Origin of the sequence: Xaviernesmea rhizosphaerae (assembly GCF_001938945.1) — a bacterium.
Taxonomy (GTDB): Bacteria; Pseudomonadota; Alphaproteobacteria; order Rhizobiales; family Rhizobiaceae; genus Xaviernesmea; species Xaviernesmea rhizosphaerae.
Map to the genome: position 1 here is coordinate 120,699 of NZ_MKIO01000017.1, position 15,677 is coordinate 136,375.

Genomic DNA, 15,677 nt, shown 5'->3' on the forward strand with positions numbered 1-15,677 from the left:
GTGCGGACAGTCCGGAATCTGGGGCGCCCGTCGGCGCCATTGGAAAGGAGGCGCCGCGCTCAGGATGCGAGGAGAGAAGCTCCCCGCGAGGCTGAACCGCTCGCCAGGGCCTATTAACGCTCTGTTAGGGTTAACAGACTATTGATGAACGAAGAAAACAGGCCCGATTTCCTCCCTAAGTTTCCGCGTCCGGCGCCTTCCCAGTGAAAAATCCGTCCTCTCTCAGGGGCAGCTCATGACGACCGGACTCTCCCAGGCCCTCTCCCCCCTTCTCCCGTCGGGCGCGGCGCCGCGCCAATCGGCTGCTTCGGCTTCGCCGGCCGGCGTCGGCGCGCGGCCTTGGCCGGGCCTGTCGGCGCTGGTGGCCGTCGCGCTTCTGGCCACCGCCTGCAGCACACCCAAGAAGGAGCTGACGACGGGATCGATCTCCTCGCCAGCCGCGTCCCCGCGCGCGGTGCAGACCATGACCGAGCCGGAGCTCAGGGCCGCCGCCAGTTCGGTCGGCGCGGCTTACGAGAAGAATCCGGGCGACAAGACCAATGGCCTGAACTACGCCAACCTGCTGCGCATGACCGGCAAGAACGAGCAGTCGCTCGCCGTGATGCAGCAGCTGGCAATCCGCTTTCCGACCGACCGCGAGGTTCTCGCGGCCTATGGCAAGGCGCAGGCGGCAGCCGGCCAGCTGGAACAGGCGCTCGCCACCATCGGCCGGGCGCAGACGCCGGACCGGCCGGACTGGCGGCTGAAATCGGCCGAAGGCGCCATTCTCGACCAGCTCGGCCGCTCCGCAGAGGCCCGCCAGGCCTATCGCAATGCGCTGGATATCAAGCCGAACGATCCCTCGGTCCTGTCCAATCTCGGAATGTCGTATCTTCTGACCAAGGATCTGAAGACGGCGGAGACCTATCTGCGCTCGGCCGCTGCCCAGCCCGGCGCCGACAGCGGCGTGCGCCAGAACCTGGCGCTCGCCGTAGGCCTTCAGGGTCGGTTCGACGAGGCCGAGCGGATCGCCAGCGCGGAACTGTCTCCGGCCCAGGCCCAGGACAATGTCCGCTATCTGCGCGCCATGCTCGCCCAGCAAAACTCCTGGAAGCAGCTGGCCAGCCAGGACACGCGCTCGCCCACTGCGCAAAAGGTCAACTGATACTTACATTTTGGCTTCGCTCGGATCGTCACAAGCCCCGGTTCCGCCGAGGCTTTTTCGTGCCTGGCGGTCGCATGCCGGCAAGAGCTTTGAACCGAAAACTGCGATCCGGCTTGTGTGAAAATCCGGTGCAAACGCCGAACCCCGCCGGTCACATCGACCGGCGGGGTCTGGCCTGCCCGGGCAGGGAGAGTGGCAGGGCGTTCGGCCGGACGCGACACATGACTGACGGCCTCGTTCCCCGTTACTCCCACTGCCCGGATAATCAGAACGTATCCATGACCTGCAGAATGGCCGGGCCGAGGATGACGGCGATCAGCACCGGTAGGAAGAAGACGATCATCGGCACGGTGAGCTTCGGCGGCAGGGCGGCCGCCTTTTTCTCGGCAGCGTTCATGCGTTGGTCGCGGCTTTCCTGGGCCAGAACCCGCAGCGCATTGGCGATCGGCGTGCCGAAGCGGTCGGCCTGAATCAGCGCCTGCACCACGGCCCGCACATCTTCCAGCCCCGTGCGCGTGGCGAGATTGTCGAGCGCGGTGCGGCGGTCCGGCAGGAAGGAGAGCTCCGCGGTGGTCAGCACCAGCTCTTCGGCCAGTGGCGCGGATTGCTCGGCGATCTCGTCGGCCACGCGGCGCATGCCCTGTTCCATCGATACGCCCGATTCCACGCAGATCAGCAGAAGGTCCAGCGCATCCGGCCAAGCCCGGCGCAGCGAGGCCTGCCGCTTGTTGATCTGGTTGGTGACGACGAGGCTCGGCAAATAGAAGCCGGCGGCCGTGGCGGCGATGACCGCCAGCAGCTGCGTCGTCAGCTCGCTGTCGGGCATCGTCTCCAGGCCGAAAATGTAGACCAACGCAACGACGAGGAACAGGAAGGGCAGGCAGAGGCGGGCGATGAGGAAGGTGTTGAGCGCGTTTTGCGAGCGGTAACCGGCCATCTTCAGCCGGCCGACGGTGTTGTCGTCGACCAGGAGTTGGCGCAGGTTGAGCTTGTCGACCACCTGGCGCACCGAGCCGTTCTGGTCGGCGCGCAGGCGGGCGCGGCCGGTCTCGGCATGCAGCCGCGCACGTTCACGCGCACGGATCTGCTCGCGCTCGTGAGAGACCGCCTTCATCCGCCGCTTGAGCGTGTCGCCCTCGAAAAAGGGCGTGACGACCGTGTAGATCGTTGCGAGCACGGCGAGCGAGACGCAGGCCGCAAGCAGCACTGTCGGGTTAACAAGCGTATCGGTCAGTCCGTTGCCCATGGCGTCGTCGTTCCGGATGGAGGGGTCATGAAGAGCGTTGATGGTGGCCTGATCGTTTCAGATGTCAAAATTGATCATCGCGCGCATCATCATGATGCCGCAGCCCATCCACACCAGCGACGCCGCCAGGATCAGATGTCCGCGCATGTCGGTGAAGAGGATGGCGATGTAGCTCGGCGTGGTCAGGTAGACCAGCAGCGAGACGATGAAGGGCAGCGAGCCGATGATGGCGGCCGATGCCTTGGCCTCCATCGACATGGCCTGGACCTTGGCCTTCATCTTGCGCCGCTCGCGCAGCACCTTGGACAGATTGCCGATGGCTTCGGAGAGATTGCCGCCGGCCTGTGCCTGAATGGCGATGACGATGGCGAAGAAATTCACCTCCGCCAGCGGCATGGTCTGGCTCATGCGCTGGCAGGCCTCGGGAATGGTCAGGCCGATCTGCTGGGATTCGACCACGCGGCGGAACTCGCTTCTGACGGGTTCGCGTCCCTCCGTGCCGATCAGCCGGATGGCGTCGTTGAGCGGCAGGCCGGACTTGACCGCCCGCACCATGGCGTCGAGCGCGTTGGGCAGTTCATCCAGGAACCGCGCCGCGCGGCGCTTGATCAGGAAGCCGAGCACCCAGCGCGGCAGCCCCACGCCCAAAGGCAGGATAACGCCCAGCGCCAGCAAGGGCTGGCCCGTCAGGATCAGCATGACGAGACCGGCCAGAAGGCCGAGCGCGCCGCCGGCCAGATGGAACTGCATCGGCGTGATCGTCAGGCCGGCTTGCAGCAGCCGCATCTTCACCGTGGCCTTGCTGGCGGTCTTTTCCTGCTGCTTTCGCTCAAGATCCTTCAGCGAATCCTGCACGGATTTCCGCCGCTTGGACATTTCGCTCATCCGGTCGCGGGCCTGACGGACCTTCACCCGGTCGGTCTCGGTGGCCTGCACCTTGCGCAGGCGGCTCTGCGCCTTCTTCTGGGTTTCGATCTGCTGGAAAAACAGCGCATAGGCGACGCCGCCGACGGCGACCGCGATGCACAGGCACAAAATCAGGATGGTGGGATCGAAGCCGGCCATGGCGCTAGTCCTGCGAGAGGGCGTCGAGGGCGACAGCCAGCCGCTTGTCCTCGTTGAAGTAGCGGGCGCGCTCCCAGAAGGCGGGACGGCCGATCTTGGTGCCGACATGCCGGCCGATGATCCGGCCGCCGGCATCCTCCCCGTCGATCTCGTAGCGCATCAGATCCTGGGTGATGATCACGTCGCCTTCCATGCCGGTCACCTCGGTGATCTGGGTAATGCGGCGCGAACCATCGCGCAGGCGCTGCGCCTGGATGATGATGTCGACCGAATTGGCGATGATCTCGCGCACGGTCTTGGCGGGCAGGGTGTAGCCGCCCATGGCGATCATCGATTCGATACGTCCCAGCGCCTCGCGCGGCGTATTGGCGTGCAGCGTCCCCATCGAGCCGTCATGGCCGGTGTTCATCGCCTGCAGGAGGTCGAAGACCTCGGGGCCGCGCACTTCGCCGACGATGATGCGTTCGGGCCGCATGCGCAGGCAGTTCTTGATGAGGTCGCGCATGGTGACCTCGCCTTCGCCCTCGATATTGGGGGGACGGGTTTCCAGGCGCACCACATGCGGCTGCTGCAGCTGCAGTTCGGCCGTGTCCTCGCAGGTGATGATGCGCTCATGCGTGTCGATGAAGGCGGTGAGGCAGTTGAGAAGCGTCGTCTTGCCCGAGCCGGTACCGCCCGAGATCAGGACGTTGCAGCGCACGCGGCCGATGATCTGCAGAAGCGTGGCGCCCTCCGGCGTGATCGCGCCGAAGCGCACGAGCTGGTCGAGCTTGAGCTTGTCCTTTTTGAACTTGCGGATGGTCAGCGCCGTGCCGTCGATGGCCAGCGGCGGGGCGATGACGTTGACACGGCTGCCGTCGGGCAGGCGCGCATCGCAGATCGGCGCGCTTTCGTCCACGCGCCGGCCGACCTGGCCGACGATGCGCTGGCAGATCGACAGGAGCTGGGCATTGTCGCGGAAGCGGATCTCGCTCTCCAGCGTCTTGCCGCCGACTTCGATGAAGACCTGGCCGGCCCCGTTGACCATGATGTCGGCAATGTCGTCGCGCGCCAGCAGCGGCTCCAGCGGGCCATAGCCGAGCACGTCGTTGCAGATATCGTCGAGCAGCTCTTCCTGCTCGGCGATAGACATGGCGAAGTTCTTGATGGTGATGATGTCGTTGACGATGTCGCGAATTTCCTCCCGCGCGCTTTCGCCATCGAGCTTGGACAGCTGCGACAGGTCGATCGTATCGATCAGGGCGGAGAAGACCTGGGCCTTGGTGCCATAGTAATCATCGTCGCGCGGGCGGCGGCGAGCGGGCTCGGGTGCGCGCTGGGGCGCGGCCTGTGTCTCGCGCACCAGTTCGGTGGTCGCGGCCGGCTGCGGCGCACGGGCGGGTGCTGCCGCCGGCGCTGAGCCTGTAGCGGGAGCCTTTCCGAAGCCTTCACCTGAGCGCTTGCCAAACATCTGATGTCTCTCGCTTCATGTCCTCAGTGGCGCGCCCGCCGGGGAGCCGGCGAACGTCTTTTCCCATCATTCTCAAGCATCGGCCTGCGTATGGCTGCCTCTCCGATGCTCTAGAATTCTGTTTTCGCATCGGATTTTTCCGGAAACAGGTTCTCGCTTTTCGGTCCGATGCCCTAGCGCCGGCGCAGCGCATCCAGCACGCCCGACAGCCCGGCCTTGCGCGCCTTCTTGGCGGTGACGCGTCCTGTCAGGAGATGGGCAAGCTGTGCGAAGGTTTCCGCCGCCGGCGACTTTCGGTCGGTCTCGGCGATCATGCGTCCGCTATTGGCCGCCTGGCCGAAGAGGGCCGCGTCGAAGGGAATGATCGCCGCCGGCTCCAGTTCGAGCGATTCGGCAAAATCCGCTGGCGCGACCTCCGGCCGCTTGGGCATGCCCACCTGGTTCAGGATGAAGTGCGGCGGCTTGTCGTTCGGCCTGAGCTTGCGCAGCGTGTCGACCATGTTCTTGGCATTACGCAGATTGGCGAGATCGGGTGCGGCGGTGATCACCAGGTCGTCGGCATTGGCCAGCACCTGCCGGGTCCAGTCGTTCCATGCATGGGGCACGTCGAGCACGGAGACCGGCGCGGAACGCTGCAGCACGTCCATCAGCGGCGAGAAGGCATCGGCGGGATAGTCGAAGGCCCGGTCGAGCATGGAGGGGGCCGCCAACAGCGAGAGATGCTCGGAACATTTGGTCAGCAGGCGGTCGAGAAACACCTCGTCCAGCCGTTCGGGCGAGAAGACCGCCTCGGACATGCCCTGCGGCGGGTCCTGGTCGAAATTGATGTTGGCCGTGCCATAGGGCAGGTCCAGATCGGCAATCACGACTTCGCTTGAAAAGAGATGCGAAATGTCAAAGGCGCAATTATGCGCGATGGTCGAGGAGCCGACGCCGCCCTTGGCGCCGATGAAGGCAATGGTGCGGCCGAGCGGTTCGGCATCGGGATCGACGAAGATCCCCGCGATCGCCGCCATGATCTCGACCATGCCGACCGGCGTGACCAGATATTCGGAAATGCCGTTGCGCATCAGCTCGCGATAGAGCGCGATATCGTTGTGGCGGCCGATGATGACGACCTTGGTGCTCGGGTCGCAGACAGCGGCCAGCGGCGCAAGTTCCTGCAGAAGGCTGTGCGGTTCGGTCGATGTTTCCAGGATGATCAGGTTGGGCGTCGACAGATTGGCGAACATGCTGGCCGCCGCCGCCACGCCCCCACGCGTGATCTTCAGGTTCACCTTGGTCATGCGGCGGTCGCGGCCGCAGGCTTCCATGGCGCTCTGGGTTTCGTCGCTGGCGCAGAAGGCATGGATCGAGATGCGCGGCAGCGGGCGCAGCGCCGCCAGATCCTCGCCGGCCGGTGCCTCCGGCGCGGCGGAGGGCTGTCTGTCGAGCGCATAGTCAATCGCGTTCATCATGGGCTCCAGGACCGGCCTCAGTTGTTCGTGAAGGTGATGGTGGTGTTGCTCGACGACGACTTGACGCCGCGATAGTCGCTGATCGCCTGCTCACGCCGGACCGTGTCGATCGGCGACATGGCGCGCGGTCCGAGCAGATCCATCGGATTGGCGATCTGGGCCGCCAGGTTCGACTGGCTGGCGCAGCCGAAATTCTGGTAGTTGCGGTTTTCGGCCGTATCGAGCACCAGGTCGGATGGCCACTGGCCGCAGGGGCCGGTCTTGGCAGTTACGGCATTGTAGCTGAGCCGGATCGGCGCGGCATCGCCGCTTGCCTGGGCCTGGTAGCGCGTCTCGACGATCTTGCCGGCGGGAACGCCGGTGCTCACCAGGGCGGCGCGCACATCGCGCTTGATCGAGGAGATGGCAAAGCCGTTCGGAGCGCCTTCCGGCACCATCATCAGCACAGGGCCCGAGGAGGAGGCGAGATAGTCGTTGCCGAAGCCCTTGACCACATCGCGCGCGCCGGTGGTCAGGCGATGGTCGCCCGCCGCCATCGGCACGTCGAGCGCATGCTCGGCCTGGGCGATGACGATCGGATGGCGCGTGCGGTAGTCGTCCGGCAGCGAACCGGTGGTGGTCGCATCCTTGTTGGCGCAGCCGGCAAGCGCGGCACCGAGGCCGAGCGTCAGCGCCAAGGCCGTCCGGCGGGCCGGGAGGAGGGGGAAGAGCCGTCGAGAGGTCATGTCCGTTCCCGCTTACTTGTAGATGAAGCCGACATTGCCGTGATAGGCGCCCGCGGGCGCCGCGGCCTGTCGGTTGCCGTAAAGGCGGTTGACGGTGCCGAGGAAGTAGCCCGAAATATCGCCGGTCGGGTCGAAATTGTCGTCCGGGCGCGAGATGGCGCTGCGGGCGACCGGCTTGACCAGATAGGGCGTGGCGATGATCACGAGCTCGGTCTCGTTGCGCACGAAATCCTTGCTGCGGAACAGCGTGCCGAAGACAGGGATCTTGGAGATGCCCGGCAGGCCCGACATGGCCTGGCGGATGTTATCCTGCACCAGGCCGCCGATGACGATGGAGCCGCCGGAGGGAAGCTCGACGCTGGTCTTGGCCACGCGCTTGCGCAGCGACAGATAGGTCTGGCCGGGAACGCGGTTGCTGTTGCCGTTGACGACCGAACCGTCGAAGGTCGGCTCCGAGACGCTGGTCTCGATATCCAGGCTGATGCGGCCCGGCCCGAGGACGACGGGGGTGAAGTTCAGCGCGATGCCGTATTCGACGGTTTCGCTGCTGCGGGTGATCGCTCCGTCCTTGTCGATCTCCTGCGAGTTCGGCAGGCGGTATTCGCCGCCGACGGAAAATTCCGCGGCCTTGCCGGAGATTGCCGTCAGCGACGGCTCGGCGAGCGTGCGCATGACGCCGGCCTGCTCCATGGCGTTCAGATAGCTGGCAAAGTTCAGACCGCTATGGCCGATCGCGCCGGTGATCGCCGAGGCGACCGGATTGACCGCATTGCCGAGGTTGACCGGATTGCGGAAGGTGATGCCATCGCCGCCATCGCTCGTGACCGAGCCGGAGAAGCCGAGCTGCTTCAAGACCTGGCGCGAGACTTCGGCGACGGTGACCTTGAGGGTCACCTGGTCCTCGCCATCGATGCGCAGGAGATTGACGATCTGGCTCTGCTGGCGCCGCTCGGCATAGATCGCCGCATCGCCATTGCTGCCCTGGGCGGTGATGTTGCGCGTGGTCGCCTCGCCGCCTTTGAGGAAGGCCTGAGCCAGCTCGACCGCACGCGTCGAATCGAGCGGCGTGCGCACGGTGCCTGTCAGCACCACGTTGTCGGAGATGATTTCGACATGGATGTCCGAATCGGGCAGGAAGCGGCGCAGATTGGCCTGGAGGCCGGTAATGTCGCGCTCGACCTCAAGATCGAGGCTGACGATCTCGCGGCCATTGGCGCCGAAGATGAAGATATTGGTCTGTCCCACGGCCTTGCCGAAGAGATAGATGCGCCGGGCGGTGCGGGTGACGGCATCCGCAAGCGTCGGATCGGCGACCAGGAGGTCCTGCGCATCTTCGGGCAGGTCCACGACCAGGGCCTTGTTCAACCCGAGCTTGATGCTCTTCTTCATGCCGGGGCCGGCATCGGTGATGCGCAGCACGCTTTGGCCGGCCAGCGCCGGGGTCGCTGCGAGCGGCAGGCTGGAAAAGGCGCTGAGAAGCGCGAGGGCGCAGGCGGCGCTGGTGCGCAGGCGCTGTCCGATCCGTGTCACGTTCAATCCTCGTCTGCGCATCAGCGTGCCGTGCTTGCCGTTGTGGTCTGATCGGTGGTGACGATCGTCCCGGATTTGATGACCTGCACCGCATGGCGGTCGCCACCATTGATGAGGTATTCGGCCGCCGCCGTGTCCGGCTCCTGCGCATCCGCAAGGCTGCGAAGGGCGAGCGACAGGCGCTCCGCCATCTGCTGGGCGACGTTGATCACCTTGGCCTGATCGGGGGTCAGCTCCAGCGTGGCCGTGGTGCCCACCACCGACTTGGTGCCATCACGCGCCTCCTCGATCTGCTGGTCGATCGCCAGCACGCGGATGTTGGAGAGCACGGTTTCCGTCGAATAGGTGCTGCCCTCGTTCTTGCGCACCATGATCACGTCGACCCGGTCATTGGGCAGGATGAAGCCGCCGGCGCCCGTGGCCACCGTGATGTTGGTCGACACGGCGCGCTTGCCCGCGGGCAGAAGCGAGGAAAGGATGCGGCTGGAGCTGTCGGCGATCTTTTCGGCGCGCAGCGGCTCGCCGGAGAAGATCGGCAGGCGCACCACGGCGCCGGTCAGATCTGTGATCGCGCCGGGGCGGCCGTCCTGCGTGATGAATCCGTCGATGACGCCGTCCTTCGGCCATTGCATCCAGCGCAGATCTGCGCCCGTCAGCCGGGCGCCCACGGGCAGGCTGCGGCTGGAGACGAGGACCTGCGTGGTTGGCGCGCGTTCGACGACCTTTTCCGAGATCACCGTCTGCGTGCCCTTGAGATTGAGCGCGAGCATGCCGGCCGTACCCGCGGAGGCGACGGCGATGGCCATGATGATGATGCGCACGGGCTTCATGAAGGGCAGTCCCACACTTGGAGCTTGTCTGATGCGCTCCAGCATGGGGGGTAGAAGTGTACTTATGGTTAATAAGTCACTGGCGGAAAGGGTTAATATTAAGGATTGGAGCTTCGCCGGACGCCTGACCGGCAGGGGCGCGGCATATCGGGGGATTGAGGCAGGGCGAAAGGCGGTCTCAGCGCGCCGCGATGCTCAATGCGGTCTGCATCAGCGGTGAGGCCGGATAGGCGAGAAAACCGCCGATGGCGATCGCAATGCCATAGGGGATTTTGTTCTTCGCCTCGAAGGTGGCGGGAAGCCGGAGCCCATAGGCTTGGAGCAGGGCATGCTGACCCCGCAGCACCAGAATGACGACCGCCAGCAATCCGCCGCAGACGCTGACGAGCAGGAGGTAGTCGAGCAGGGAAGCGTCGAGGCCGAACCAGACCGCCGAGGCCGTCAGCAGCTTGGCATCGCCGCCGCCCATGGTGTTGAGCGAGAACAGCACGAAGCAGACGGCAAAAACCAGGGCGCCCGCTGCCAGATGCAGGCCGATCGTGGAAAGATCCATGCCGCTGGCCGGCGCCACCACCACGAAGGTGGCCAGAAGGATCGCCGAGACCCGGTTCGGGATCGTCATCGTGAACAGGTCGGAAAAGGCGGCAAAGGCCAGACACAAGGGAACGACGACGAAGATGGCGGCCTGGATCATGAGGAGGGCATCCCGCGGTGCGATCCGCTTTTCACATTCTGATGCCGCGATTTTCGCTGCCTGCGCCTAACAAATCGAAAACGGGCGGGATGTGTTGGTGTCGAAGCTGACGCTCGAGAGTGAGTTCCCGTCAAGAAGGACTGATGTCCCGTCTGCATTGGGACTGTGTATTCAGGCTCGCTTCAAGGCCGTCGCCGTTTGAGGCAGCGAGCCATCGGGAAGCGTGTCTAAAGCGCGGCGAGACGCTCTCCGCGCCTGCTTTTTTATGGCGTGACCCGACGCATCGACATGCGTCAGGGGGTCTTCTGCGCATCCGCCAAGGTCGTGAACACGTTGCTAAGCTCCGTCCGAAGAGCCGTCATTCCGCCTGCCACGACCAATCCGATAACGCCCGTGAGAAGTGCGTACTCGATTGCCGTGCCGCCGGAACGATTTTCGATCAGCCGACAAAGCAGGAGCAGCATTAGGTGTTGTTCTCGAGTGTGGTTTTCAGATTGGTAAACGTTGTGTTCAACTGCGTGCCGAGAACTTTTGCGCCGCCGATCAGCGCGACCGAAATCAGGGCGGCGATCAGGCCATATTCGATGGCCGTCGCACCGGAGCGGTCTTGAAGGAAGGTACTGAGTCGGTTTTTCATCAGCTGTTGTTCGCCAAAGTGGTTTTCAGGTTGGTGAAGGTGGTGTTGAGCTGGGTGCCCAGTGCCTTGGCACCGCCGATGAGAGCGACGGAGATCAGGGCAGCGATCAGGCCGTATTCGATCGCGGTCGCACCGGACTCGTCCTTCAGAAAGCGGTTGAAAAGATTTGTCATGACGATTCTCCTGGATGTCTTCTGGCATTCGCGAGGCAGTAACAACCGCGCGGTCGCGCCGGTCGATGAGAACCATAGGATCACGCACTTGCGATCGGCTTAAGTCGAAAGGTGAATCAAAGGTGAAGGCTTTGCCTCTATGCGCAAAGTTTTGCGCGGGGCAGGACCCGAAAGCGAGGCGTTTTACGATCAACTATTTGTTTTATAATAATTTAATTGGAAAGACTGGCATGAGGGCGAAAGGCGTCCGTCCTGCTTAAGCATTCATTCACCAAGTTGCGCGAAGATGGGCGGAAAGAGGGACCTGCATCGGCCGGGTGCCTTCAGCTTCGGAAGACGACCATGACCCTGTCCGCCTCTTGCCGCGCGCTCCTTCTCTGCCTGCCTGTGGCGATGGTGTTTTTTGCCCCGGCGCCCATGCCTGCGCGGGCGGAGGGCCAGGCGCCGATGCGGGTCTTCCTCAACCATGCGCGCGTCCTCAAGCTCGATCGTCCGGTCTCCAAGGTTATCGTTGGAAATTCCGCCATTGCAGACGCCACCGTGGCCGATCCGCGGACCATCGTGTTGACCGGCCGCAATGCCGGCATGACCAATCTCGTCATCCTCGACAGCGACGACCAGCCGGTCGTCGACGAGCGCATCCTGGTCGCCCATGACGAGGACTATGTGCTGCGGCTTTACCGCTCGGTCGTACCGACCATCCAGACCTGCACGCCGGTCTGCGCGCCGCTGCCCGTCGTCAAGAACAATTGATGGCCGCAACGCGCCGCCCTCGTCCGACAGGCGACGGGAGGTGCCCCGACACTTGGTGTCTTTCGGGCGCAGATCGATCATCTGCCTGCATCTGTTTTGCGCGCAGGCCTTCAACCCCTCGTCTGTATGGCCATGCTACGGCGACTGCCGGGGTCTCGGTCTGAAAATCGGTGTCATGCTGCGGGGTGTTCCTGTGTAAGGCATCCTTAAGCGCTTGCCGGCGATCATGGCGCTGAAAGGCTCCCATTGATCGCGCGCAGCCTGCCGCTGGCGCCTGCCGGCGATGCTGCGGGACAGCGAATGAGGATCCTACGCGTTGCGGGCCGGTCGCCCGACGGGAACGCCACGGCATGAAGATGACAGAAACGCCTTATCTCCGCTTTCCGTCCGGCAAGGGTGGCGGTCGGTCCTTCCTTAAGGAGCGCTCCGGGTCCGCGGCCGTGGAATTTGCCATTCTCATCCTGCCCTTCCTGATGGTCGTCTTCGCGCTGATCGAGACCTCGGTCGCTTTTGCCGGAGAACAACTGCTGGCGAATGCGACCGAGGTCATGGCGCGCAAGCTGCGCACCGGCGAGATCACCACGACCACCAGCCAGGCGGAGTTCCGCCGGCAGTTCTGCACCGAGATCGCCGCGATGATGACCTGCTCCTCGAGCGAGGTCGACACGCCGGAAAAGCTCTTTCTCGACGTGCGCAGCTTCAAGGATTTCGCCAGCCTTCCCGAGGCCGTTCCCCGGATCGGCAATGCGCCCGATGGTGATCTGGATACGAGCCAGTTCGCTTATGCGCCCGGCGGCTCGGGCGCTATCAACATCGTGCGGGCCTATTATCGCTGGCGCGTCGTCACCGACCTCGTCCGTCCCTATATCACCAATCTGCGGCCCGCGGGCAGCAGCCGGCCGCGCGACTATCTCATGGTCGCCACCACGGCCTTCCGGACGGAGAAATATTGATGCGCGATGAGGTCCCACGCATCCCTGTGACCGCGCGATTGCGCGCGCGCGCCGGCCGCCTCCTGGGTGACCGGGGTGGGGCAGGGGCCATCGAGTTCGCCTTCATCGCCCCGATGCTGCTCGTCGCCTATCTCGGGGCGTTCGAGGCGTCGGTGGGCTTCAGCGTGTCGCGCAAGACGGCCCGCGCCGCCGCGACGATTTCCGATCTTCTCACGCAGAGCACCCTGGTCTCGGTCGATACGCTGGATGGCATGCCCCACGTCGTGCGCGCGCTGATGGCGCCCTATGTCGCGGCAAACGTCAAGATGAAGATCACGGGCATCGCGGTGGACTCCTCGGGCCAGGGTCAGGTGCGCTGGTCGCGCGATGAGGCTGGCGGCACGCCCTATGCCAAGGACTCCTCCGTCAGCGTCCCGCAGGATGGCAGCATGGACAGCAGCTTCGTCGTACGCACCGAGCTGTCGGTGCCCTACCGGATGAAGATGCTCGACATGATGCAGGGAAAAGGGCAGGCCGGCGCCTTCTCCATCTCCAAGACCTATTATTACCGCCAGCGCGTGGGCTCGGGCATCACCTGTTCGGATTGCCCCTGATCCGGAAAATCCGCCTGCGGGGTCTTCTCCAGCCCGCGCGGTCCTTCCACGCCCGGCAGACCGGCGGTTTGCGATAGGGATCCGTCCCGGCAAAAGCGATTCCGGTTTTCGAGCCGATAGGCTATGTCTCCTGCAAATCAACCGTCGCCGGACAGGTCCGGCGGGCGTCCGGCTGGATGGCTCTGGCGGGCCGGCCGGTTTTGGAAAACGGAAACGACCATGGCGCGTGCCTTTCTCTTCGTGCTCGACTCCTTCGGCATTGGCGGTGCGCCGGATGCGGCCGCCTTTGGCGACGAGGGTGCCGACACGCTCGGTCACATCGCCGAATTCTGCGCCGCCGGTGCGGCCGACCGGTCGGGGCTTCGTCAGGGGCCGCTGTCGCTTCCCCATCTCTCGGCCCGCGGCCTGGTGCATGCAGCCGAACTGGCCAGCTGGCGCCGGCTGGCCGGCATGCCGAAACCGGATGCGATCGACGCGTCCTATGGCGCGGCCAGCGAACTGTCACGCGGAAAGGATACGCCCTCGGGCCATTGGGAAATCGCCGGCGTGCCCGTCACCTTCGACTGGGGCTATTTTCCCAGCGAGGGCGAGGCCTTCGACCGGGACTTCGTCGATCTCTTCTGCCGCGAGGTCGATCTTCCCGGCATTCTGGGCAATTGCCATGCCTCGGGCACCGAGATCATCGCCGCGCTCGGCGAGGAGCATCTGCGCAGCGGCAAGCCGATCTGCTACACCTCGGTCGATTCCGTCTTCCAGATCGCGGCGCATGAGGAGAGCTTCGGCCTGGAGCGGCTCTATGGCATCTGCCAGACCGCCCGCCGCCTGCTTTACGACCGCAATATCGGCCGCGTGATCGCCCGCCCCTTCACCGGCAGCAGCGCCGCGGATTTCACCCGCACCGGCAACCGCCGCGACTATGCCGTGCCGCCGCCGGAGCCGACCCTGCTGGACCGGCTGAGCGAGGCCGGCCGCACCGTCCATGCCGTGGGCAAGGTGGCTGACATCTTCGCCCATTGCGGCATCGGCCGGCTGTGGAAGGCCAATGGCAACATGGCGCTGTTCGATGCGACGCTCGAGGCGGCGAAGGCGGCCGGGGAGGGCGATCTCGTCTTCACCAATTTCGTCGATTTCGACATGGTCTACGGCCATCGGCGCGACGTGGCCGGCTATGCCGCGGCGCTGGAAGCCTTCGACCGCCGCCTGCCCGAATTCGACAGCCTGCTGAAGCCGGGCGATCTCGTCATCATCACCGCCGACCATGGCTGCGATCCGACCTGGCGCGGCACCGACCATACGCGTGAGCGTGTGCCGGTTCTCGCTTACGGACCCGGCATCGCCCCGCGCTCCCTCGGTCTGATCGAGGGCTTCGCCCCGATCGGCGAAACCATCGCCCGCCATCTGGGAATTTCTCCCGGCCTCCACGCAAAGAGCTTCCTATGACCACGCAGACCCTGAAAAAGGCCGAGCTTCACCTGCATATCGAAGGCGCCGCGCCGATCGCGCTGGCCGAGCGGCAGGCCGAACGCTACGGCGTAGACATCAGCGGCACGATCGCCGATGGCCGTTACGTCTGGCGCGATTTCGCCGATTTCATCCAGGCCTATGATCGCGTGGCCGGCCTGTTCCGCACACCGGAGGACTATGCGGCGCTGGCGGAAGCCTATCTCACCGAGATCGCTGAAGCCGGCGCCATCTATGCCGAGCTGATCGTCTCCTCCGATCATGGCGAGGCCATCGGGATCGGCGCCGATGCCTATCTCGACGGCCTCGGCCGCGGCATTCTGGCAGCGAAGGAAAAGACCGGCATCGAAGCGCGCATGCTGATCACCATGATCCGCCATCTCGGCCCCGAGCGTGCCGAGCGCACGGCCGCCTATGCCGCGCGTCGGCCGCATCCCCTGGTCACCGGCGTCAATCTGGCAGGCGAGGAGCGCATGCACAACGTCGCCGATTTCGCCCGCGCCTTCGATATCGCCCGCGATGCCGGTCTGGGTCTCACCATCCATGCCGGCGAAATGGCCGGCGCCTTCAGCGTGCGCGACGCGCTTGATCATGTCCGCCCCAGCCGAATCAGCCATGGCGTGCGCGCCATCGAGGACGAGGCGCTGGTGCGCCGGATCGCCGAGGAGGGCGTCGTGCTCGAGGTCTGCCCCGGCTCCAACATCGCGCTCGGCGTGTTCGACAGCTTCGACAGCCACCCCTTGAAGCGCCTGCGCGATGCCGGCTGCCGCGTCACGCTGAATTCGGACGATCCGCCCTTCTTCGACACCTCGCTTGCCCAGGAATATGCGATGGCCGCCTCGGTCTTCGGCTTCTCCCCTGCCGAGATCGACGCCATGACCCGCACCGCAATCGAGGCCGCCTTCATCGACGAGCCGGCCCGCGCCGTGCTTCTGGCCAGGCTGGCGGGCTGAGGCTTTCGCGAGA

The 15,677-nt window shown here is 64.9% G+C and carries 17 protein-coding genes; 6 read left to right on the forward strand and 11 right to left on the reverse strand.

The annotated features are described in order from the left end of the window. Window positions 1-235 precede the first annotated feature (235 nt). The gene (locus BJF92_RS01465) at window positions 236-1,144 is read left to right on the forward strand and encodes a tetratricopeptide repeat protein (protein WP_143523855.1); all 909 of its coding nucleotides are present in this window, start codon (window positions 236-238) and stop codon (window positions 1,142-1,144) included. Window positions 1,145-1,409: 265 nt separating this feature from the next. Here the strand turns inward: BJF92_RS01465 and BJF92_RS01470 are convergent, their stop codons facing one another. The 11 genes from BJF92_RS01470 to BJF92_RS01520 all read right to left on the reverse strand — a co-directional run bounded on the left by BJF92_RS01470 (window position 1,410) and on the right by BJF92_RS01520 (window position 10,951). After that, window positions 1,410-2,390, reverse strand: coding sequence for a type II secretion system F family protein (locus BJF92_RS01470; RefSeq protein WP_075632987.1), 981 nt, complete (start codon window positions 2,388-2,390; stop codon window positions 1,410-1,412). A 57-nt stretch (window positions 2,391-2,447) separates the two neighbouring features. Continuing rightward, the gene (locus BJF92_RS01475) at window positions 2,448-3,455 is read right to left on the reverse strand and encodes a type II secretion system F family protein (RefSeq protein ID WP_075632988.1); all 1,008 of its coding nucleotides are present in this window, start codon (window positions 3,453-3,455) and stop codon (window positions 2,448-2,450) included. Between the two features lie 4 nt (window positions 3,456-3,459). After that, complete coding sequence (locus tag BJF92_RS01480; RefSeq protein WP_075632989.1) at window positions 3,460-4,905, reverse strand: TadA family conjugal transfer-associated ATPase; 1,446 nt, start codon at window positions 4,903-4,905, stop codon at window positions 3,460-3,462. 173 nt (window positions 4,906-5,078) lie between these two features. Next, entirely contained in the window at window positions 5,079-6,359 is a 1,281-nt protein-coding gene (locus tag BJF92_RS01485) for a CpaE/TadZ family protein (protein WP_075633021.1), read from the reverse strand. Window positions 6,360-6,379: 20 nt separating this feature from the next. Then, window positions 6,380-7,087, reverse strand: coding sequence for a CpaD family pilus assembly protein (locus BJF92_RS01490; RefSeq protein ID WP_075632990.1), 708 nt, complete (start codon window positions 7,085-7,087; stop codon window positions 6,380-6,382). Window positions 7,088-7,099: 12 nt separating this feature from the next. Further along, entirely contained in the window at window positions 7,100-8,638 is a 1,539-nt protein-coding gene (locus BJF92_RS01495) for a type II and III secretion system protein family protein (RefSeq protein WP_075632991.1), read from the reverse strand. Continuing rightward, on the reverse strand, window positions 8,638-9,447 hold the full coding sequence (gene cpaB, locus BJF92_RS01500) for a Flp pilus assembly protein CpaB (protein ID WP_075633022.1): 810 nt from the start codon (window positions 9,445-9,447) through the stop codon (window positions 8,638-8,640). Before cpaB ends, BJF92_RS01495 begins: the two co-directional genes overlap by 1 nt. A gap of 178 nt (window positions 9,448-9,625) precedes the next feature. Beyond that, window positions 9,626-10,141 (reverse strand): A24 family peptidase, encoded by a 516-nt coding sequence (locus BJF92_RS01505; RefSeq protein ID WP_075632992.1) that lies wholly within the window; start codon window positions 10,139-10,141, stop codon window positions 9,626-9,628. Window positions 10,142-10,434: 293 nt separating this feature from the next. Continuing rightward, a complete protein-coding gene (locus BJF92_RS26375; protein WP_078057785.1) occupies window positions 10,435-10,605 on the reverse strand; it encodes a Flp family type IVb pilin in 171 nt (56 codons plus the stop codon). Continuing rightward, window positions 10,605-10,778, reverse strand: a complete 174-nt coding sequence (locus BJF92_RS01515) for a Flp family type IVb pilin (RefSeq protein ID WP_075632993.1) — start codon at window positions 10,776-10,778, stop codon at window positions 10,605-10,607. Before BJF92_RS01515 ends, BJF92_RS26375 begins: the two co-directional genes overlap by 1 nt. Continuing rightward, the gene (locus BJF92_RS01520; RefSeq protein ID WP_075632994.1) at window positions 10,778-10,951 is read right to left on the reverse strand and encodes a Flp family type IVb pilin; all 174 of its coding nucleotides are present in this window, start codon (window positions 10,949-10,951) and stop codon (window positions 10,778-10,780) included. Before BJF92_RS01520 ends, BJF92_RS01515 begins: the two co-directional genes overlap by 1 nt. Before the next feature lie 342 nt (window positions 10,952-11,293). On the opposite strand from BJF92_RS01520, the gene BJF92_RS01525 reads away from it, so the two are divergent. From BJF92_RS01525 to BJF92_RS01545, 5 genes are all read left to right on the forward strand, one after another. Beyond that, complete coding sequence (locus tag BJF92_RS01525) at window positions 11,294-11,704, forward strand: pilus assembly protein N-terminal domain-containing protein (protein ID WP_075632995.1); 411 nt, start codon at window positions 11,294-11,296, stop codon at window positions 11,702-11,704. 350 nt (window positions 11,705-12,054) lie between these two features. Next, window positions 12,055-12,657 carry a TadE/TadG family type IV pilus assembly protein gene (locus tag BJF92_RS01530; RefSeq protein ID WP_075632996.1) on the forward strand — a complete coding sequence of 201 codons (603 nt, stop codon included), beginning with the start codon at window positions 12,055-12,057 and terminating at the stop codon, window positions 12,655-12,657. Next, window positions 12,657-13,250 (forward strand): TadE/TadG family type IV pilus assembly protein, encoded by a 594-nt coding sequence (locus BJF92_RS01535; RefSeq protein WP_078057786.1) that lies wholly within the window; start codon window positions 12,657-12,659, stop codon window positions 13,248-13,250. The genes BJF92_RS01530 and BJF92_RS01535 overlap by 1 nt, the downstream gene beginning before the upstream one ends. Before the next feature lie 219 nt (window positions 13,251-13,469). Further along, window positions 13,470-14,690, forward strand: a complete 1,221-nt coding sequence (locus tag BJF92_RS01540) for a phosphopentomutase (RefSeq protein ID WP_075632998.1) — start codon at window positions 13,470-13,472, stop codon at window positions 14,688-14,690. Continuing rightward, the gene (locus tag BJF92_RS01545; protein WP_075632999.1) at window positions 14,687-15,664 is read left to right on the forward strand and encodes an adenosine deaminase; all 978 of its coding nucleotides are present in this window, start codon (window positions 14,687-14,689) and stop codon (window positions 15,662-15,664) included. The genes BJF92_RS01540 and BJF92_RS01545 overlap by 4 nt, the downstream gene beginning before the upstream one ends. Window positions 15,665-15,677: the final 13 nt, after the last annotated feature.